The organism is Nocardia aobensis NBRC 100429, from assembly GCF_000308375.1.
Classification (GTDB): domain Bacteria; phylum Actinomycetota; class Actinomycetes; order Mycobacteriales; family Mycobacteriaceae; genus Nocardia; species Nocardia aobensis.
In genome coordinates this window covers 1-18,942 of the sequence record NZ_BAFQ01000123.1, presented here as the reverse complement: position 1 = coordinate 18,942, position 18,942 = coordinate 1, and the positions used below count along the sequence as shown (strand labels likewise).

19 protein-coding genes are annotated in these 18,942 nt (G+C 69.1%); 11 read left to right on the top strand and 8 right to left on the bottom strand.

What is annotated here, in order from left to right; genetic code table 11:
* Positions 1–19 precede the first annotated feature (19 nt).
* From RJ03_RS15575 to RJ03_RS15565, 3 genes are read left to right on the top strand one after another with little or no spacing between them, the layout of a single operon-like run.
* Positions 20–1,003, top strand: a complete 984-nt coding sequence (locus RJ03_RS15575; RefSeq protein WP_051024727.1) for a phosphatidylinositol mannoside acyltransferase — start codon at positions 20–22, stop codon at positions 1,001–1,003.
* Entirely contained in the window at positions 1,000–2,124 is a 1,125-nt protein-coding gene (locus tag RJ03_RS15570) for a glycosyltransferase family 4 protein (RefSeq protein ID WP_036502904.1), read from the top strand. The genes RJ03_RS15575 and RJ03_RS15570 overlap by 4 nt, the downstream gene beginning before the upstream one ends.
* Complete coding sequence (locus RJ03_RS15565) at positions 2,124–3,167, top strand: NUDIX hydrolase (RefSeq protein WP_036502934.1); 1,044 nt, start codon at positions 2,124–2,126, stop codon at positions 3,165–3,167. Before RJ03_RS15570 ends, RJ03_RS15565 begins: the two co-directional genes overlap by 1 nt.
* A gap of 24 nt (positions 3,168–3,191) precedes the next feature.
* Here RJ03_RS15565 and RJ03_RS15560 read toward each other — a convergent pair whose 3' ends face one another.
* The 5 genes from RJ03_RS15560 to RJ03_RS15540 all read right to left on the bottom strand — a co-directional run bounded on the left by RJ03_RS15560 (position 3,192) and on the right by RJ03_RS15540 (position 7,631).
* A complete protein-coding gene (locus RJ03_RS15560; protein ID WP_036502902.1) occupies positions 3,192–4,589 on the bottom strand; it encodes an outer membrane protein assembly factor BamB family protein in 1,398 nt (465 codons plus the stop codon).
* 208 nt (positions 4,590–4,797) lie between these two features.
* Positions 4,798–6,030, bottom strand: coding sequence for an NAD(P)/FAD-dependent oxidoreductase (locus RJ03_RS15555; protein ID WP_036502900.1), 1,233 nt, complete (start codon positions 6,028–6,030; stop codon positions 4,798–4,800).
* Positions 6,027–6,209, bottom strand: coding sequence for a rubredoxin (locus tag RJ03_RS15550; protein WP_036502897.1), 183 nt, complete (start codon positions 6,207–6,209; stop codon positions 6,027–6,029). The genes RJ03_RS15555 and RJ03_RS15550 overlap by 4 nt, the downstream gene beginning before the upstream one ends.
* A gap of 1 nt (position 6,210) precedes the next feature.
* Positions 6,211–6,408 (bottom strand): rubredoxin, encoded by a 198-nt coding sequence (locus RJ03_RS15545; RefSeq protein WP_036502895.1) that lies wholly within the window; start codon positions 6,406–6,408, stop codon positions 6,211–6,213.
* Positions 6,408–7,631 (bottom strand): alkane 1-monooxygenase, encoded by a 1,224-nt coding sequence (locus RJ03_RS15540; RefSeq protein WP_036502931.1) that lies wholly within the window; start codon positions 7,629–7,631, stop codon positions 6,408–6,410. The genes RJ03_RS15545 and RJ03_RS15540 overlap by 1 nt, the downstream gene beginning before the upstream one ends.
* A gap of 199 nt (positions 7,632–7,830) precedes the next feature.
* Here RJ03_RS15540 and RJ03_RS15535 point away from each other — a divergent pair, with 199 nt between their 5' ends.
* Together RJ03_RS15535 and pdxS are read left to right on the top strand one after the other, a co-directional pair.
* Entirely contained in the window at positions 7,831–8,445 is a 615-nt protein-coding gene (locus RJ03_RS15535; RefSeq protein ID WP_036502928.1) for a TetR family transcriptional regulator, read from the top strand.
* A 503-nt stretch (positions 8,446–8,948) separates the two neighbouring features.
* The gene (gene pdxS, locus RJ03_RS15530; RefSeq protein ID WP_062997834.1) at positions 8,949–9,851 is read left to right on the top strand and encodes a pyridoxal 5'-phosphate synthase lyase subunit PdxS; all 903 of its coding nucleotides are present in this window, start codon (positions 8,949–8,951) and stop codon (positions 9,849–9,851) included.
* An 81-nt stretch (positions 9,852–9,932) separates the two neighbouring features.
* On the opposite strand, the gene RJ03_RS15525 is transcribed toward pdxS, so the two are convergent.
* Positions 9,933–10,367: a VOC family protein gene (locus RJ03_RS15525; RefSeq protein WP_036502893.1), complete on the bottom strand. Its 435-nt coding sequence runs from the start codon at positions 10,365–10,367 to the stop codon at positions 9,933–9,935.
* 90 nt (positions 10,368–10,457) lie between these two features.
* On the opposite strand from RJ03_RS15525, the gene RJ03_RS15520 reads away from it, so the two are divergent.
* Complete coding sequence (locus RJ03_RS15520) at positions 10,458–11,468, top strand: helix-turn-helix transcriptional regulator (protein WP_036502892.1); 1,011 nt, start codon at positions 10,458–10,460, stop codon at positions 11,466–11,468.
* 293 nt (positions 11,469–11,761) lie between these two features.
* The gene (locus RJ03_RS15515) at positions 11,762–12,745 is read left to right on the top strand and encodes a LysR family transcriptional regulator (protein ID WP_167331973.1); all 984 of its coding nucleotides are present in this window, start codon (positions 11,762–11,764) and stop codon (positions 12,743–12,745) included.
* A 49-nt stretch (positions 12,746–12,794) separates the two neighbouring features.
* Here RJ03_RS15515 and RJ03_RS15510 read toward each other — a convergent pair whose 3' ends face one another.
* Positions 12,795–13,406 carry a nucleoside/nucleotide kinase family protein gene (locus tag RJ03_RS15510; protein ID WP_036502888.1) on the bottom strand — a complete coding sequence of 204 codons (612 nt, stop codon included), beginning with the start codon at positions 13,404–13,406 and terminating at the stop codon, positions 12,795–12,797.
* A 184-nt stretch (positions 13,407–13,590) separates the two neighbouring features.
* On the opposite strand from RJ03_RS15510, the gene RJ03_RS15505 reads away from it, so the two are divergent.
* From RJ03_RS15505 to RJ03_RS15490, 4 genes are all read left to right on the top strand, one after another.
* Entirely contained in the window at positions 13,591–15,024 is a 1,434-nt protein-coding gene (locus RJ03_RS15505) for an MFS transporter (protein WP_036502887.1), read from the top strand.
* Between the two features lie 83 nt (positions 15,025–15,107).
* Entirely contained in the window at positions 15,108–15,926 is an 819-nt protein-coding gene (locus RJ03_RS15500) for an acyl-CoA thioesterase (RefSeq protein WP_036502884.1), read from the top strand.
* Positions 15,927–15,993: 67 nt separating this feature from the next.
* The gene (gene pdxT, locus RJ03_RS15495) at positions 15,994–16,656 is read left to right on the top strand and encodes a pyridoxal 5'-phosphate synthase glutaminase subunit PdxT (RefSeq protein WP_083870847.1); all 663 of its coding nucleotides are present in this window, start codon (positions 15,994–15,996) and stop codon (positions 16,654–16,656) included.
* A 122-nt stretch (positions 16,657–16,778) separates the two neighbouring features.
* Positions 16,779–17,531, top strand: a complete 753-nt coding sequence (locus tag RJ03_RS15490; protein ID WP_036502880.1) for a YebC/PmpR family DNA-binding transcriptional regulator — start codon at positions 16,779–16,781, stop codon at positions 17,529–17,531.
* A 52-nt stretch (positions 17,532–17,583) separates the two neighbouring features.
* Here the strand turns inward: RJ03_RS15490 and RJ03_RS15485 are convergent.
* Positions 17,584–18,942, bottom strand: a 1,359-nt coding sequence (locus RJ03_RS15485) for an alpha/beta hydrolase (RefSeq protein ID WP_245552295.1), incomplete at its 5' end; no start/stop codon positions are given.

The window sequence follows — 18,942 nt, the reverse complement described above, 5'->3', positions numbered from 1 at the left end:
TGGTAGGGGCGTGACACAGATGAGGGCCGCGCTGACCGACCGGGCCTACGCGGCCGGGTGGCGACTGGTACGGGGACTGCCCGAACGCACCGCGCGCCGCGCGTTCGACGTCGGCGGCGACTGGGCGGCCCGGCGCGCGAACCGTGCCGCCCACCGCGGCGAGGGACCGAATCAATTGCGCCGCAACCTTGCCCGGGTGCTGGACGTCGACCCGCTCGAGGTGCCCGACGAGTTGGTTCGCGCCTCGATGCGCTCGTATGCCCGGTACTGGCGCGAGGCGTTCCGGCTGCCGACTCTGGACCATGCGGCGCTGGCGGATTCGCCGCTCATGCCGCCACCCCAGGGCATCGAAAATCTGGACGTCGCGCTGGCGCGGGGGCGCGGTGTGGTCTTCGTGCTGCCGCATTCGGGGAACTGGGATATGGCCGGGGTGTGGCTGGTGCAGCACTACGGCGGCCTCACCACGGTGGCCGAACGGCTGCAGCCGGAATCGCTGTTCGAGCGCTTCGTGGCCTACCGGGAGAGCCTGGGGTTCGAGGTGTTCCCGCTGACCGGCGGAGAGCAGCCGCCGTTCCGGCAGCTCGCGCAACGGTTGCGCGACAACAAGGTGGTCTGCCTGATGGGCGAGCGCGATCTGACCGGCAAGGGTGTTCCGGTGGAGTTCTTCGGCGAACGCACCTGGATGCCGGCGGGCGCGGCGAAACTGGCCATCGAGACCGGCGCCGCGCTGATGCCGGTGCACGCCTGGTTCACCGTGGACGAGCAGGGCCGCGAGGGGTGGGGGCTGAAAACCGAAGCGCCGCTGGATGTTTCGGCCGGTGTCGCGGCGGCCACCCAGCAGCTGGCGGACCGGTTCGCCGCCAATATCGCCGAACACCCCGCCGACTGGCATATGTTGCAGCCACTGTGGGAACGGGATCTGTCCGCCCAGCGCCTCGAGCGGATCGCGGCAGCGCAGGCCGTGCGCGGCGATGAGCGGTCCGCCGGAGACGCGGTGTCATGAGAATCGGCATGGTCTGCCCGTACTCGTTCGACGTGCCGGGCGGTGTGCAGTCACATGTCGTGGAGTTGGCGCAGGTACTGATCGAGCGCGGCCACAAGGTGAGCGTGCTGGCGCCGGCCTCCGACGACACCGAACTGCCGGAATTCGTCGTCTCGGCCGGGAAGGCGGTGGCGATTCCGTACAACGGTTCGGTGGCGCGACTGTCGTTCGGGCCGACCGCCTACACCCGGCTGCGGCGCTGGATCGCCGACAGCGACTTCGAGGTCCTGCACGTCCACGAACCCAACGCCCCGAGTATCTCGATGCTGGCGCTGAAGGTGGCCGAGGGACCCATCGTGGCCACCTTCCACACCTCCACCACCCGCTCGCTGGTGCTGGCGACCTTCCAGGGGGTGCTGCGGCCCTACCACGAGAAGATCAGCGGGCGGATCGCGGTGTCGGAGCTGGCCCGGCGCTGGCAGGTGGAGGCGCTGGGCAGCGACGCGGTCGAGATCCCGAACGGGGTCGACGTGCCGGCGTTCGCGAATGCGCCACGGCTGCCGGGATATCCGCGTACGGGCGGGACGGTGCTGTTCCTCGGCCGCTACGACGAGCCCCGCAAGGGGATGGCCGTGCTGCTGGGCGCACTGCCGAAACTGGTCGCCCGCCATCCCGACGTGGAGATCCTGATCGTCGGCCGCGGGGACGAGGAACGGCTGCGCCGGGAAGCGGGGGAACACGCCGGACATCTGCGTTTCCTCGGTCAGGTCTCGGATGCGGAGAAGGCGTCGGCGATGCGCAGCGCCGATGTGTACTGCGCGCCGAATCTGGGCGGGGAGAGTTTCGGCATCGTGCTGGTGGAGGCGATGGCCGCCGGAACCGCCGTGGTGGCCAGCGAATTGGACGCCTTCCGTCGGGTGCTGCGCGACGGGACCGCGGGAGTGCTGGTGCCGGTGGGTGATTCCGCGGCGCTGGCCGAGGCGATCGACGGATTGCTCACCGACCGCGAGCGCCGCGAGGATCTGGTGCGCACCGCGGATCAGGTTGTCGGCGAATACGATTGGCCGGTCGTGGCCGAACAGATTCTGCGGGTGTACGAGACGGTCACCGTCGGCGACGCCCGGGTGAGGACCGCTGGATGATCACCTTCTCCGCGACGACCATCCTGGTCCTCGCGCTGATCGCGGCGGTCATCATCGCCATCGGAGTCTGGGCCTACTCCACCGCCAACCGGCTCGACCGCCTGCACGTGCGCGGTGACCAGGCCCGCGATGCGCTGGAGGCGGCCCTGGCGCGGCGCGCGGTGGTGGCCCGCACGGTCGCGATCTCGATGGCCGGGCCGTTGTCGGAGTCCACGGCGGCCGAACAGTCCACCCGGCTGATCGCGCTGGCCGACCGCGCCGAACGCGCCGACTGGAGCGATCGGGAGACGGCGGAGAACCAGCTCGCGGCCGCGCTGTCCGCGGTCGACATCACCTCACTGCGGCCGCAGCTGGTCGCCGAACTCGCCGATGCCGAGGCGCGGGTTCTGATCGCGCGCCGCTTCCACAACGACGCCGTGCGCGACACTCTGGCGCTGCGTACCCGCCGCCCGGTGCGGTTGCTGCACCTCGGCGGCACCGCGCCGCTGCCCACCTATTTCGAGATCGCGGAACGGGTCACGCCGGCCGCGACCACCGGCCTCGAGGTCGACACCGTCCGCACCTCGGCCCGGGTGGTGCTGCTCGACGACGAGGACCGCGTGCTGCTGATGCGCGGCCACGACCCGCAGACCCCCGATTCGCCGTTCTGGTTCACCGTCGGCGGCGGCATCGAACCGGGGGAGACGCTGCGAACCGCGGCGGTGCGCGAGGTGTGGGAGGAAACGGGTCTGGCGCTGGACTCCACGCTGCTGCGCGGCCCGATCTGGCGGCGAGTCGCGGTCTTCCCGTTCAACGGCGAGCTGATTCGCTCCGAGGAGTTGTTCTTCGTCGCCCGGGTGCGCTGGTTCGATCCGAAACCCGCCGACCCGACCGTCTGGGAACGCCGCTGCGTGACCGCCTACCGCTGGTGTCTGCCGCCGGATATCGCCGAACTCGACCGGATCGGCGAAACGGTGTACCCGTACCACCTGGACAACCTGCTGGCCGAGGCGCTCACCGCCGCCGGTTCCGATCTCGAGCCGGAGGTTCGGTCCATCCGCTGAGCCGCGGCGATTGTTCGCGTCGCCTCACGCCGCAGCGTATCCGGTGAACGCGTCCGCGAGCACGACAACCATCCGGCCGCCCATCGCTTCCACCCTGGAGCGCAATCTCGGATCGCCGCTGGGCGGCAGCGACATCGACCAGGCGGTCGTACCGTCGCCGGCGTCGATCGCGTGCACGGTGATGCCGTCCGTGAGAACGAGGTGCCGACCGTCGGTGAGGCCGTCGCGCACCGTGTTCGCGAACCCCGCGGGCTGCTGCCACACCTGGTTTCCGTCGTCGAGATCGAGGCCGGTGAGCGCCGTCCCGTCGGGCGATCGAACGATCACCGTGTGATCCACCACCCCTTCGACCGCGCCCTGGCGGCCCGCGGACTCGTCGCGGCCGATCTGTGGATTGGTCCACAGCACTCGCCCCGTCGTCCGGTCGTAGGCGCTCTCACCGGTGAGGATCGGCGGTGGCGACGCGGTCGCGGTCGGGTACCACTCGAGCAGGAAACTGGGGTTGCCGACCTCGGTGATGAGGTGACCGTTGCGATCGAGAAGGGTGACTCGTCCCGCGCTTCCGCTGCGATCGATCACCTGCGTGGCGATGATCCCGCCGTCGAATACGGCGCCGACGGGCGCGGTGAACAGCGGGTCGCCGGTGCGCAGATCGTAGACGCGAACGCCGCGGTCGTGGCCGTCCCGGAAGTAGTCCGGCGCATCGAGTCTCGGCCTGACCGGGTCGTCGGGAACCGGTGTCGGATACGTTCGGCGCCAGCTCGCCTCGATGTCGGCAACGGTTCCCCGGGTGACCACGGCGGTCATCGAGTCGGCGGTGCGACCGGCGACGGACACCACACCGTCGCGCACCGCAACGTCGATCACCTCGAAGTCCGTCGCGTGGTCCGTGGCGATCGCGCCGGTAGCGGCGTCGATGATCAGCACTCGGTGCGTGCCGCGGCAGGTCAGCTGTCCGTCGAAGACGCGCTCGTTACAGTTGAGGAGCTCGCCGGCGTCGATCTTCCACCGCACCGCGCCGGTGTCCGGATCGATACCGTACAACCGCACGGGACCGACCGCCGGTGCGGTACCGGGCCCGGGCACGCCGGGTACCGCGGTGGCCGCGACGATCATCGGCCCGGCATCCATCGGCGAACCGTGCCCGTGGTAGCTGTCCAGGCTGTGCGGCAACGCCAGCAGGACCGCACCGGGCTCATCGGACAGGTCGGCAGCGCGCAACGTCCATCGTGGTACCGGAGCGGAGTCGAGCCGAGGGGAAATTCGGAACCGGCCACCGGCCGCGGGGCCCTCCGGCGCCTGCTCCGGAGATCGGTTCACCCACACGACCGTCGCGACCGCCGCCACGACAGCCAGGATCAGCACCGTGATCCCGATCCGGCGCGCGCCGGATCCGGTGAGCCGGCGTGCTGCCGTGTTCATACCCGCGACCTCCCTGTCGCTCCGGCCGGACCCCGGCCGAACTGTGCGAAAGCTGCAAGGTATCAGGTGTGGTCGAGACCCTCGACCACGAAGACCTCCCGTCGCAGGCAAGGCCGTAGCGCGAAAACGGACCGCTCACAGCCGATCTCGGACGTATCGGGATGCGGTGACGGAGCCGGCCGGCCGGGACCTGCCTCCGGCTGTTCGGTCAGTGGTGGCTCGACAGCTCGGTCGCGGCTGCCAGCTCCTGCAGGGGAATGGCCGGGTCGGACCAGGTGTCCGGGTCGTGCGTGGTGCGGGCCGCGATGAGAGTACGGGCGGTGCGCAACTCGGCCGGGCATGCGACGGCCGCGGCGGCGACCAGACGCCCGGCGCGCAGGCTCAGGGCGATGAACCGGCCGGGGGTGTCGGTGGTGCGGACCACGACCTTGTCCTCGGGCTGCGGCCGACCGGCGAATTGCATGGAGACGCCGTACTGGGTCGTCCAGCCCCAGGTGACCTCGTCCGACGGAACGGTTTGTCCGAGAATCGATTTCGCGACGGCGATGCCGTGTGCCTGGGCACTGTTCCAGTGTTCGGTGCGCCGGTGGACCCCGAATTCCGGATCGTAGACGGCCGCCGCGTCACCGGCGGCGAAGATGTTCGATGCCGAGGTGGTGTAGGACTCGTCGACGAGGATGCCGTCCCCGACGGCGAGTCCGGCCTGGCGGGCCAATCCGGTATCCGGTTCCGCGCCGATCGCGACGAGGACCGCCGCGGCGGTCCACCGGCGTCCGTCGACGGCGGTGGCTGTGACATCGCCACCGCTCCCGTCGATCCGGTCCAGCACGATCGCGTCGTGGATGTCGACACCGTTGTCGGCGTGCAGGTTTCGGCAGTGCTCGCCGACCACCCGCGGCGCAACCCGCTCCAGGGGCGCGTCGGCGGCGTGCACGATCGTCACCGCCGCCCCCAGTCCGCGCGCCGTCGCGGCGGCTTCACATCCGACCAGGCCGCCACCCACCACGAGCAGCGATCCACCGGTCACCACGGCCGCGCGCAACGCGTCGACGTCCGCGGCGGTACGCAGCGTGTACGCGCCCGATTCGGGGCCGGGCAGTTCTCGTGCGCGGGCACCTGTCGCGAGCAGCAGCGCGTCGTAGCCGAGGGTTTCGCCGGTGCCCAGACGGATGCGGTCGCGGTCGACGTCGATGCCGTCGACCGGGGTCCCCAGGCGGACCTCGACCTCGAGTTCGCGCCACGATTGCGCGGACTCGAGCAGGAGCCGGCGTTCGTTCGCGGTGCCGGCGAGCAACTCCTTCGAGACCATCGGGCGGCGGTAGGGCAGCCGGTCCTCGGCGCCGAGCAGCACGATCTCGCCGGTGTAGCCCTCGGTGCGCAGGGTGCGGGCGGCGGTCGCGCCCGCGATCCCGGCGCCCACGATGACGATGCGTCCGGTCATGCGCGACTGACCTCGACCATCTCGAAATCCGCCTTGGCCGCACCGCAGTCGGGGCAGGACCAGTCGTCGGGAATGTCGTCCCAGCGGGTGCCCGGCGCGATGCCGTCCTCGGGCCAGCCGAGGGCCTCGTCGTATTCGAATCCGCATTGCAGGCAACGGAACAGCTTGTAGTCGGTCATGTCAGGGACCTTTCGTCGGGGCCGGGTCGTGGGTGGCGAGATCGGCGTGGAAATCCGGCTTCTCCCGCACGCCGCAGTCGGGGCAGCACCAGTCGTCGGGAATCGCGGACCACGCGGTGCCGGGTGGAAAGCCCTCGCGCGGGGCGCCGTCGGCTTCGTCGTACACGTAATCGCAGACGGGGCAACGGAATCGGGACATCAGGCGACCCCGTACTTCGCGAGGATCCGATCGCGCTTGCCGGGCTGGACGTTGACGCGGGTGATGTCACCGCCGTAGTGGGCGAGCACCCGCTCGTCCATCACGCGGCGCCACAGCGGCGGGAAATACGCGACGGTGATCATGCTGGCGTAGCCGCTGGGCAGATTGGGCGCGCCGTCCATACTGCGCAGGGTCTGATAGCGCCGGGTGGGATTGGCGTGATGGTCGCTGTGGCGCTGCAGGTGGTAGAGGAAGATGTTGGTGACGATGTGGTCGGAGTTCCAGCTGTGCTCCGGCGTGCAGCGTTCGTAGCGTCCGGCGGCCGTGCGCTGCCGCAGCAGGCCGTAGTGCTCGAGATAGTTGACCGTCTCCAGCAGCGAGAATCCGTAGACCGCCTGCAGCACCAGGAACGGCAGCACCCCGGGGCCGAAGACCGCGGCCAGCGCGCCCCACAGCACCACCGACATCAGCCACGCGTTGAGCACGTCGTTGTGAATCGACCACGGCCGCTTGCCCATTCGCTGCAGCCGGGTCTTCTCGAGGGACCACGACGAGCGCAGGCTGCCCCACACGCTGCGCGGCAGGAAGGTCCAGAACGATTCGCCGAACCGGGAACTGGCCGGATCCTCCGGTGTCGCCACCCGCACGTGGTGGCCGCGGTTGTGCTCGATGTAGAAATGGCCGTAGAACGTCTGCGCCAGCGTGATCTTCGACAGCCAGCGCTCCAGTTCGTCCTTCTTGTGGCCGAGTTCGTGCGCGGTGTTGATGCCGACACCACCCATGGTGCCGATGCTCAGAGCCAGGCCGATCTTGGATATCAGGCTCAGCCCGCCGTCGACGCCCAGCCAGGACAGATCGGCCGCGCTCCACAGATAGCACGCGAACACCAGGCTGAGCAGCTGGAACGGGATGTAGGCGTAGACGCAGTAGCGGTAGTAGCGGTCGTTCTCGAGCTGTTCCATCACCTCGTCGGGGGGATTCTGCCCGTCGGGCCCGAAGAATCGGTCGAGGATCGGCAGCAGCACGTACACCAGCAGTGGTCCGATCCACCACCACACGGACGCCGCGTGGTGCCAGCCCAGCTGGTGGAACAGCCACACCAGGCCGGTGGCGAGCAGGACCGCGGTCGGCGGGACGAGGCCGAACAACCAGAGATGGCGCTTGCGGTCGCGCCACTGCGGCGGTGCGGTCCGGGCCGGATCGCCGATTCGGGATGTGGTCACGAAATTCTCCTCACGAACGGTGCGCGGAATGCGCGATGGAACGGTGCGTCCGGCGGACGGAGTGTGCGGACGGGGCGGGAGCGGCGCCTCGCCCACCTCGATGTATTTACACTTTCTGAAGAAGTGTTCTCATTGAATACAGATCCATGAAAGTTGTCAATAGCGCGAACATTTTCGTGGACCGTGTACGATCGTGGGCGTGGCTACCGCGCCGAACTTCCAGTCCGATATGCGCCGACTTCTGCGCGAGCGGGTCATCGAGACCGCTCGCGGCCTGGTCTGTACCGAGGGCTGGGGTGCGGTGAACATGTCGCGGGTGGCCAAGGAGGTCGGCGTCAGCCGGCCGGTGCTGTACAAGGAGATCGGCACCAAACAGGACCTCGCCGAGGTGGTGATCGCGAACGAGGTGGACGTCTTCCTGATCGGTATCGCCGAGCAGCTGGCGGCCCACCCGGACGATGTGATCGCCGGCCTGATCGCGGCCGTGGAGTTCACCCTGCGCAGCGGCGCGGACAATATGCTGCTCAAGGCGGTGCTGTCGGGCCGTTCGGCGCCCGATACCGCGCTGTTGCCGGCGCTGATGACCGAACCAGAACCCGTGCTCGGCCGGGCGATCGCCGCGGTCACCGCGACGGTTCGCGCGCAATACGAGCTGGCGTCGGTGGGTGAGGAGGAGCTGGCGTCGGCCGCCGAAACCGTTGTGCGCCTTGCCCTCAGTCATCTGTTCCAGCCGACCGGGCCGGTCGAACGGGCGCTGGAGCAGATCCGGGTCGTCGCCGTCGGACTGCTCGAGCCGCTGCTGGCCGAGGTGTGACGGTGGGACGCGTTGGCGGTCAACACATTTCGTCGGAAATCCGCCGATCTCGCCGATACCCGACCGTTGCCGGTGTGTGACAGGTCACCATCGGTTAGGGTCGAAACCGGTTTGCCGCACACCGAATCCGGCGAACCGGTGTGTGGAGGTGAGGTACCGAATGCATATGTCCTATCTGTTGTACGACTTCCTGCTGCCGTATATCGGCGAGCAGGCCGCGACGTACTGGGCGCAGCTGTTCGTCGTCGACCCGATCTGACGAACAGGTGGCGCCGGCCTGCGGTTTCGCACCGCCCGGCGCCACGGGTACCTGCCTTCGGCGCGCCCGTAGCGACGCCGTAGCGGCCGCCCGGCCCGGGGCGTGATCCCGGCCGTGGGAGGCGGACCAGTCCAGTGCTCTCGGACTGGCTATCTAGTGGCCTGATCGGGGCGCCTAGAATCGTGGAGGTTCGCATCGCAGCGATGCCTCCTCGAACGAATCCCCGATAATCAGGAGTTTGCCCGTGACAACGCCCGACACCACCTCGACGACCGGCACCGCCCGCGTGAAGCGCGGCATGGCCGAGATGCTCAAGGGCGGGGTGATCATGGACGTCGTCACCGCCGATCAGGCCAAGATCGCCGAGGATGCCGGCGCGGTCGCGGTGATGGCGCTCGAGCGGGTTCCCGCCGACATCCGCGCCCAGGGCGGCGTCGCGCGCATGAGCGACCCGGATCTGATCGACGGCATCGTCAACGCCGTCTCCATCCCGGTCATGGCCAAGGCGCGCATCGGCCACTTCGTCGAGGCGCAGATCCTGCAGAGCCTCGGCGTCGACTACATCGACGAGTCCGAGGTGCTGACCCCGGCCGACTACGCCAACCACATCGACAAGTGGCAGTTCACCGTGCCGTTCGTCTGCGGCGCCACCAACCTGGGCGAGGCGCTGCGCCGCATCACCGAGGGCGCGGCGATGATCCGCTCCAAGGGGGAGGCCGGCACCGGCGACGTGTCCAACGCGACCACCCACATGCGCAAGATCCGCGGCGAGATCCGCCACCTGCAGTCGCTGCCCGAGGACGAGCTGTTCGTGGCCGCCAAGGAGTTGCAGGCGCCCTACGAGCTGGTCCGTGAGATCGCCGAGACCGGCAAGCTGCCGGTGGTGCTGTTCACCGCCGGTGGTATCGCCACCCCCGCCGATGCCGCGATGATGATGCAGCTGGGCGCCGAGGGTGTCTTCGTCGGCTCCGGCATCTTCAAATCCGGCAACCCGGCCGAGCGTGCCGCCGCCATCGTGAAGGCCACCACCTTCTACGACGACCCCGATGTGCTCGCGAAGGTATCGCGCGGCCTGGGTGAGGCCATGGTCGGCATCAATGTCGAGGAGATTCCGGAGCCGCACCGCCTCGCCGAGCGCGGCTGGTAACCCGTTCGGACACCGCTTCCGAGACAACCACGTCGCCGGGTCGTCCTGCACAGGACGGCCCGGCGACGTCGTTCCCGGGCGTCACCCGCCGGCGACTCCCAGCGTGACCGGCTCGGTCCGTTCTGCGAACTTCGCGATCGCCGCCGGCGTCACCGGTGTGAAGAAGTTGACCAGGTTGCCGTCGGGGTCGCGGACCAGCAGCGAGCGGTTGCCCCAGGGCATCGTGGCCGGCTCGGCGACCACCTCGGTGCCGGCGCCGGACAGCTCGCGATACACCCGGTCCACGTCGTCGACGAGGAATTCGGTGATCACGCTGTGGTTGTCCGACGCACGGGCGGAGCCGGGTGCGAACAGGGCGACGGTACGAGTGCTCGCGAGCGCGAGGGTGGCGACGCCGGTCTCGAGTTCGGCGAAATCCTCGTTCGCCCACCGAGCGCGTAATCCGGTGGCGCGCTCGTAGAACTCGGCCAGACGCGCGACGTCCGCGGTGATGATGCGGATCGAGACGAAATTCATGGGCTGCTCCTTGCCGTTCGAGGGTGTTTTCCGCAGCGTAGGAGCAATAGGGGACAGAATCGGTCCAGTATTCGCACTAGGGTCGAGATCATGGCTCGACCGACGGGACGCGTGCTGACCCTGCTCGAATTGCTGCAGTCCGGCGGCACCCGGACCGTGGCCGAACTCGCCGACCGGCTCGGGGTCGAGGGACGCACCGTGCGCCGATACGTGGACCACCTGATCGATCTCGACATTCCGGTGGAGTCGGTGCGTGGTCGCTACGGCGGCTATCGGCTCGCCCCCGGATACCGCCTGCCGCCGCTGATGTTCGACGACGACGAGGCGTTGGCGGTCCTGCTCGGCCTCCTGGCCGGCCGCCGAATCGGCTGGGCCGCAACGGATGTGACGGCGAGCGAGACGGCGGCCGCCAAGATTCGGAGGGTACTTCCCCAGCCGTTGCGCCGACGGCTCGACGTGTTGGTGGAATCGCTCGCATTCACCGATGCGCCGGCCGAATTCGCTTCCGCGGACGCCGCGGTGCTGCTGACGATCGCCGACGCGATACGCCACCACCGGCCGGTCACGCTCCGCTATACCGATCGCCACGGCCGCGCGAGCGAACGCACGCTGCACGCCTACGGGCTCGTCGCGCATTCCGGACGGTGGTACGTCACCGGTGTGGATCCCGGGCACGGCGGGGATCGCACCTTCCGCCTGGATCGCATCACCACCGCCCGAACCCTGCCGGGATCGTTCGACGCGCCCGGCGATATCGATCCGGTGCGGCGGGTGGTGTCCGGATTCGCCGCCGCCGACTATCGATACGACGTGCGGCTGCGCATCTTCGCTACCGTCGAGCAGATCCGCGCCCACCTGCCCGCGACGGTGGCGACTCTCGATGCGGCGGAGGACGCGGACGACGCGGCGGACTCGGACGCCGAGCGCTGGTGGGAAGTCGGTATCCGGGCGGAGCGGCTCGACTGGCTGCCGCCGGTACTCGCCGCACTCGATCGCCCGTTCGAGGTGCGGCATCCGGGGGAGTTGCGCGAACTGATCCTGGGGCTCGCCGCTCGCCTCGCGGAATCGGCCCGCCGCGGCGTCGTACCGGCCGGCGACTGAGGAACCGACCCGGGCGTCGGGGCCGATCCGGCCCTCCGGTGCCGACGGCTCGTGCCGGATGATGCGGCACGCTCGGTTCGTTCGCATCGCGCCGCGTCGAGCACCGTGGTGATCGGCACCCGGCAGCACATCCCCACGGCGTGAGCTCTCAGTGGTCGCGCGGCCATTCGTGGCCGCCGGAACGATGCGAGCGGTCGCCGAATAGCTTGTCGGGTACTGTTTTCCGGAAGTTGCCGGCTCCTGATGCGATGGGGCTCGAGGAGAATACAGCGAAGGGTGCACAACGAATGGTTGTGGGTGGAGCTGCGAGAACGGATCTCGACCTGGTAGCCGTACGCGCCTTCGTGGCCGCGGCCGAGGAACAGCAGTTCAGTCTCGCCGCCGTGGTTCTCGGCATCAGCCAGCAGGCGGTGTCGAAGCGAATAGCGAAACTCGAGGCCCAGCTCGGCGTGGCGCTGTTCGACCGCGTACCCGCCGGAATCGTGCCGACCGCCGCCGGTACGCGGCTGCTGCCGCATGCGCGCGCACTGCTGGCGGTGGCCGACACCGCGGTGGCGGCGGTCGGTGAGATGCCGCGCCCGCTGCGCGTCGCGGTACAGGGCGAGCGGCAGGGCGCGACCGAGCAGATGCGGTTCTACCTCGACCGCAATCCCGCCGCCGATACCGAGATCGTGATCTCGAACGTCTTCGTGACCTCGCGGGACATGGTGGTGCACGGCCGCGCCGACGCGGCGTTCGCCCGGCCCTCGGGTGGCCCCCGCCCGTTGCCGGCCGATATCGCGGCCGTGCCCGCGTACGTGGATCCGGCGCATCTGCTCGTCGGCCGAGATCATCCGCTGGCCGGGCGGTCGGCGGTGCCACTGGCCGAACTGGGCGCGTACACGGTGTGGATCCCGGGCGCCGGGGTGGCATCGGAGTGGGCCGACTTCTATCGCGAACTGAGCGAATTCTGCGGTGTCACAATCGATACCACGCCCCGCGACCGCACCCGGTTCCCCGGGCCCGACGGCATCGAAGCCATGCTCGCCCGCATCGCGGGCTCCGACACCCTGGCCACCGTGAGCAGCGACCACTTCCGCAATCCGTGGCATCCGCACATCCGGCGGGTGCCGATCGTCGACCCGACACCGGCCTATCCGCACGCGCTGCTGTGGTCGACGGCCAACACCCATCCGGGATTACCGCATCTGATCGAGCATTTCCGCACGACCTACAACCGCGACATCGCCGCCGGATGCTGGCTCCCCGTCGCCGACCGCGAACGTTTCGCCGGCTGACCGCCGCGAATGCCGTTGCGCCCCTGCGCATCCGAGGCGGCGACGCGGATCATGCGCCGATCCGCAGCGCCGGGCGGTCCGGATGATCCCAGCGAACATCGAAGGTGGGCACGTCGTCGTGCTCGCGGTCGTGACGCAGTAGAGCGGGCACGGTCCACCGGTCCGCGGAATCGGTTCGCCGCAGCAGTGCCGCCTCCGACATCTGCAGCCGCACGGTGATATCGAAATCCAGTCCCCGGCCGAGCAACATCGGACCCGCGACCACCAGTACGAGACCCGGTTCGGCCGACTGCGTGCGCGCCCGGGCGGAACGGTCCTCGGCTTCGTCCCACAGCGCGGGCAGCCACCGCCCGCGCCGGCGCACCGCCTCCAGCACTTCGCGATCGAGCGCGGCGTAGTCGAACCAGGCTGTGCGATAGGTCATCTCGTCGCGCCCGAACTCCAGCCGCAGCGATGCCGGGCGAACGAAGTCGTGCAACCACACCCGCGCGGCCGGCCGCCCGAGCGTGCGGATCCGTTCGACGATCCGATCGGCCGGTTTCCGTGGTCCGGCGCCGTCGGCCCCGTCGACGGCCATCACGACCGGCCCCGGCAGCGCGAGGGTGGCCGCGACGACCCGCTCGACCAGCCCGTCCGCGGCGATCGGTTCGTATGCGGGCATCCGCCTATCATGCCCGCCACGGCGCGAATCGCGGAGAGTCGCCCGCCGCGCGCGTTTGCCATCGCATAGCCTGAGCGGGTCGATTCCGGACACGGCGGACACCTGCGAGGCGATCGAACACCTCGCGCAGGCCCGGCGGCACCGGTGATCGACGGTTGTCGCGAAGTCGAGGAGGTCGGAGTCCGTGGCGGTGCTGGTCCCGCGTGAACGTCCGAAGCGGTGGTCGCTCGACGACATCGTCGTCACCGATCCGCCGATCATCCGCCGGGCGATCGGCGCGGCGAGTATCGGCAACATCACCGAGTGGTACGACTTCGGTGTCTACGCGTATTTCGAGCCGACCATCAAGGACGTGTTCTTTTCCCATCTCGGGGACACCGCCGGCACGATCGCCACGTTCGGCCTGTTCGCGGTGGCGTTCCTCGTGCGCCCCTTCGGCGGCATGTTCTTCGGACCGCTGGCCGACCGCATCGGCCGCAACAAGGTGCTCGCCACCACGATGATCCTCATGGCGGCCGGCACCTTCGCCATCGGCTGCATCCCGGATCAGAACACGATCGGGATCTGGGCGCCGATGTTGTTGTTGTGCGCGCGGTTGCTGCAGGGTTTCTCGACCGGCGGCGAATACGGCAACGCCATGACCTTCATCGCCGAGTACGCACCCGACCGGCGGCGCGGATTCCTCGGCAGCTGGCTGGAATTCGGCACCTTCACCGGATATCTGCTGGGCGCCTTGGTCGTCACGCTCGCCGACGCCACCCTCACCGACGACCAGCTGCTGTCGTGGGGCTGGCGACTGCCGTTCTTCGTCGCCCTGCCGCTGGGGGCGGTCGGCGTCTATCTGCGGATGCGACTGGCCGACACCCCCGCGTTCGCCGCGCTGGAGAAGGAATCCGAGGAGCGGGAGAAGGCGAACAAGACCGGCGACGAGGCCAAGATCCTGGCCCGGCTGTGGCCGTACGTGCTGGTCTGTATGGGTCTGGTCGTCGCCTGGAACGTCACCAACTACATGCTGACCTCCTACATGCCGACCTACGTCACCTCGACGGTGCCCGACAGCACCGGCGGCGGCCTGTCGTCCTCGGCCTCGCAGTGGCTGCAGATCGCGGTGATGGTCATCGCGCTGCTGACCATCCCGGTGATCGGCCTGATCTCGGACCGGGTCGGCCGCAAACCGATCATCTGGACCGGCGTCATCGCCCTGATGGTGCTGGCGTTTCCGATGATTCTGCTGGTACGCACCGACAACGCGTTCGCCGTATTCCTGGGCCTGCTGATGATGGGGTTGACCCTCATCTGCTTCAGCGCGACCATGCCGTCCACCCTGCCGTCGCTGTTCCCGACGAAGGTGCGCGGCGCGGGGCTGTCGGTGTCGTTCAACGTGGCGGTCTCGCTGTTCGCCGGCACCACGTCGGTGGTGGTCGGCGCGCTCGTCGGCGCGACCGGCGATCTGAACTGGCCGGCGTACTACCTGATCATCGCCGGGCTGGTGGGTGCGGTCTCGGTGTATTTCCTGCAGGAGCCCAACGGCAGGCACATGTGGGGGTCGGCGCCGGCCGCGCAGTCCGAGGAAGAGGCGCGGGAACTGATCGGATCGCAGGGCGAACCGGCGTCGTGAGCGCTGTCACGGCGGAGAGTCGCTCGCCGGAGCGGGTTCGCCATCGCTTAGCCTGAGCGGGGCACAGGGCGGAAGGACGGTACATGGCGACGATCGAAGAGGCACTGGAGATCGAGCGGCTCGAGCGGGACATCTTCCGCGGCGCGATCACCAAGTCCCAGCTGGCGCGGACATTCGGCGGCCAGGTTGCCGGGCAGGCGCTGGTCTCGGCCGTGCGCACCGTGGAACCACGCTTCGAGGTGCATTCGCTGCACGGATACTTCCTGCGCCCCGGCAATCCCGCCGAGCAGACCGTGTACCTGGTGGAACGCATTCGCGAGGGCCGCTCGTTCTGCACCCGCCGGGTCACCGGTGTCCAGGACGGCGAGGCGATCTTCACCATGTCGGCCTCCTTCCACGTCGGCGACGAGGGCCCCGAACATCAGGATGTGATGCCGGAAGTCCCACTGCCGCAAGACATTCCGGACGAACGCGCCTCGATGAGCCCGGAGCGGCTGTGGCTGATGCGGGAATGGGAGCACTGGGACATCCGGCTGGTGCCGCAGGACGCGGTCGTCCGTCGCGACGGCCTGGCCTCCCAGCAGCAGGTCTGGTTCCGCTACCGCCACCCGCTGCCCGACGACCCGCTGTTCCACGTCTGCACCCTCGCCTACATGAGCGATATGACCCTGCTCGGTTCGTCGAAGGTCACCCACCGCGACGAGCCGACCCAGGACGCGTCGCTGGACCACGCGATGTGGTTCCTGCGTCCCTTCCGCGCCGACGAATGGCTGCTCTACGACCAGAACTCCCCGTCCGCGGGGTACGGCCGCGCGCTCACCAGCGGGCGGATCTTCAACCAGCGCGGACAATTCGTCGCGCAGGTCGTGCAGGAAGGGCTCATCCGCAAGCTGCGCCGGTAGGTGAGCGGCGCCACAACCACGACGGCCGCAGGCCACGACCGCGCCGCGCGACTCGTATGCTCGTGCCGTGAAACCGACCATTGGCGTGCTGGCACTGCAGGGTGACGTGCGTGAGCACTTCCACGCGCTGGCCGCGTGCGATGCCGAACCGGTGAGTGTGCGACGGGAATCGGAACTGGAATCCGTCGACGCGCTCGTGCTGCCGGGCGGCGAATCGACCGCGATCAGCAAACTGCTCGAGGTGTTCGGGTTGCTGGAACCGCTGCGGGCACGGCTGCGCGCGGGCATGCCGGCCTTCGGCTCCTGTGCCGGGATGATCCTGCTGGCCTCGGAGGTGCTCGACACCCGTCCCGACGCCCAGTCGCTGTCCGGCATCGATATGACGGTGCGGCGCAACGCCTTCGGACGCCAGGTCGATTCGTTCGAGACCGATCTCGACTTCACCGGCCTCGACGATCCCATCCGCGCGGTGTTCATCCGGGCGCCCTGGGTGGAACGCGTGGGCGCCGGCGTCGAGGTGCTGGCCCGGGTCCCGCACCGGCCCCGGCCGGGCACCGTGGTCGCCGAGGGCCCGTCGGTGGGTGACCCGCAGGATGCGGCGGGCCGGATCGTCGCGGTCCGGCAGGGCTCGGTCATCGCGACCTCCTTCCATCCCGAGGTGACCGGTGATCTGCGCGTGCACCGGCTGTTCGTCGACTCGGTCCGGGCCGCGGTGGGTGCCGGTACCTGATCGTTCGCCGTGCACCCCGGCCGGGCGGTGGGGGACCGGGCAGTAGACTGCACAGCGATCGCCGGAACGCAGATCGCGAATCTGCCCGGGCCTCGAGCACACCGACCTGAAGGAAGTAGGGAATGAGCGGCCACTCCAAATGGGCCACCACCAAGCACAAGAAGGCCGTGATCGATGCCAAGCGCGGCAAGATGTTCGCGAAACTCATCAAGAACATCGAGGTCGCGGCGCGCACCGGCGGTGGTGATCCTGGCGGAAACCCGACTCTCTACGACGCCATCCAGAAGGCGAAGAAGTCGTCGGTTCCCAACGACAACATCGAGCGCGCCCGCAAACGCGGCGGTGGTGAAGAGGCCGGCGGCGCCGACTGGCAGACCATCATGTACGAGGGCTACGGGCCCAATGGTGTTGCGGTGCTGATCGAATGCCTCACCGACAACCGCAATCGCGCCGCCGGTGAGGTGCGCGTGGCCATGACCCGCAACGGCGGCAATATGGCAGATCCGGGTTCGGTGGCCTACCTGTTCCATCGCAAGGGCGTCGTCACGCTGGAGAAGAACGGGCTCAGCGAGGACGACGTGCTGACCGCGGTGCTCGACGCGGGCGCCGAGGAGGTCAACGACCTCGGTGATTCGTTCGAGATCATCAGCGATCCCAGCGATCTGATCGCCGTGCGCACCGCGCTGCAGGAAGCCGGAATCGATTACGACTCCGCCGAATCCGGCTTCCAGCCCTCGGTGTCGGTCGCGGTCGACGCCGACGGCGCCCGCAAGGTGTTCAAACTCGTCGACGCGCTCGAGGACAGCGACGACGTGCAGAACGTGTACACCAACGTCGACGTCTCCGACGAGGTCCTCGCCGAACTCGACGACTGATCCGTACCGCCGCGGGCCGCTGCCGGATGCTCCGGCGGCGGCCCGCGGTGTATCAGGTGTGCACGGGCAGCCCGAGCCGCGCCGACACCCAGGGCAGCGACGAGGTGAACGCGGCCGCCGCGAACTGCCAGGTGTGCCCGCCCGGCGTGGTGTGGATGGTGCACTCGATGCCGACCGCGCGGCCCTGACCACACAGTTTCTCGGCGGCGCCCACCTCGCCGGTGTCCATGACGCCGTCCTGGCCGCCGACGCCGATGCGGCTCTCGTCGACCTGCGGCATGTGGAAGTGGCCGCCGCCGGGGTCCTTACCGGTGTGATCCTGGCGATGCGGCGGTGTCAGATCGTCGAACAGACCGGCGACACCGGTGTAGGGGCCGTGTTTCGCCATCACCGTCAGCGGGTCGAAGCGGTCGTAGGCGGCCGCATCGCCGCCGTAGAGCCGCGCGATCGTCTGTTCCCTGGTGCCGGAGGTCGGACCGAGATCGCCGGCGATGTCGACGAAGGTGTGGAACAGCTCCGGATGCATCACGGTCAGATCGGTGGCGCAGGTGCCGCCCATCGACCAGCCGATCACCGCCCACTTCGCCGGATCGGCGGGGACACCGAAATGCGAATCCACATAGGGCACGACATCTTTCGTGAGGTGGTCGGCGGCGGCGCCGCGCGGGCCGTCGACACACTCGGTGTCGTTGTTGAAGCTGCCCGAGGAGTCGACGAACACCAGGACCGGGGCGCTGCCGTTGTTCGCGGCGGTGAACGCGTCGATCGCGGGCATGATCTGGCCGCTGCGCAGCCAGTCGGCGGGGGTGTTGAATTCGCCGCCGATCATCATCACGGCCGGCAGGGCGGGCGGCGTGGGCCCCGCGAACCAGGCCGGCGGCAGGTAGACGTATTCGGTGCGGTGCTTGAATCCGCTGGCGGCGTCGCCGGTGTCGATCGGCACCACCACACCGTGGGCGGGGTGGGTGTCGCGCATCGCGGCGAGTTCGTCCTGATCGGTCTGGTGGGGTAGCGGTCCGGCGGTCAGCGCACTCCACGCCGACTGCACGCTGGGGTAGTAGCCCACCCACTGGTTGAGCACCACCGCCGAGCTGGCGATCGCGAACGGCACCGCGACGATCGCGGCGGTGCGGCGCCACCAGCGCGCACCCGGCCAGCCGACGACCGCCAGGGTGATCGCGGCGACGGCCGCGCCCACGCAGATCCACAGCTGCACCGGAGCGGGATCGGAGGCCAGGCCCTCGTTGTTCATCACGGTGCGGGCGGTGAAGGCGGCCACCACACCGAGCGCGAGACAGATCGGGACCCGGATCAGCCACCACCGCCGGCCCCAGCGCGCGATCGCGATCACGAGCAGGACGGCGGCGACGATCTCGATGGTCAGTGGCAGCCAGCCGTGCAGCAGCGAGAC

Excerpts from the sequence above, each read along its gene's own strand:
- RJ03_RS15575 (WP_051024727.1), top strand. The coding sequence starts at position 20 with ATGAGGGCCGCGCTGACCGACCGGGCCTACGCGGCCGGGTGGCGACTG.
- RJ03_RS15570 (WP_036502904.1), top strand. The coding sequence starts at position 1,000 with ATGAGAATCGGCATGGTCTGCCCGTACTCGTTCGACGTGCCGGGCGGT.
- RJ03_RS15560 (WP_036502902.1), bottom strand. The coding sequence starts at position 4,589 with ATGAACACGGCAGCACGCCGGCTCACCGGATCCGGCGCGCGCCGGATC.
- RJ03_RS15555 (WP_036502900.1), bottom strand. The coding sequence starts at position 6,030 with ATGACCGGACGCATCGTCATCGTGGGCGCCGGGATCGCGGGCGCGACC.
- RJ03_RS15550 (WP_036502897.1), bottom strand. The coding sequence starts at position 6,209 with ATGACCGACTACAAGCTGTTCCGTTGCCTGCAATGCGGATTCGAATAC.
- RJ03_RS15545 (WP_036502895.1), bottom strand. The coding sequence starts at position 6,408 with ATGTCCCGATTCCGTTGCCCCGTCTGCGATTACGTGTACGACGAAGCC.
- RJ03_RS15525 (WP_036502893.1), bottom strand. The coding sequence starts at position 10,367 with ATGAATTTCGTCTCGATCCGCATCATCACCGCGGACGTCGCGCGTCTG.
- RJ03_RS15520 (WP_036502892.1), top strand. The coding sequence starts at position 10,458 with ATGGCTCGACCGACGGGACGCGTGCTGACCCTGCTCGAATTGCTGCAG.
- RJ03_RS15510 (WP_036502888.1), bottom strand. The coding sequence starts at position 13,406 with ATGCCCGCATACGAACCGATCGCCGCGGACGGGCTGGTCGAGCGGGTC.
- RJ03_RS15500 (WP_036502884.1), top strand. The coding sequence starts at position 15,108 with ATGGCGACGATCGAAGAGGCACTGGAGATCGAGCGGCTCGAGCGGGAC.
- RJ03_RS15490 (WP_036502880.1), top strand. The coding sequence starts at position 16,779 with ATGAGCGGCCACTCCAAATGGGCCACCACCAAGCACAAGAAGGCCGTG.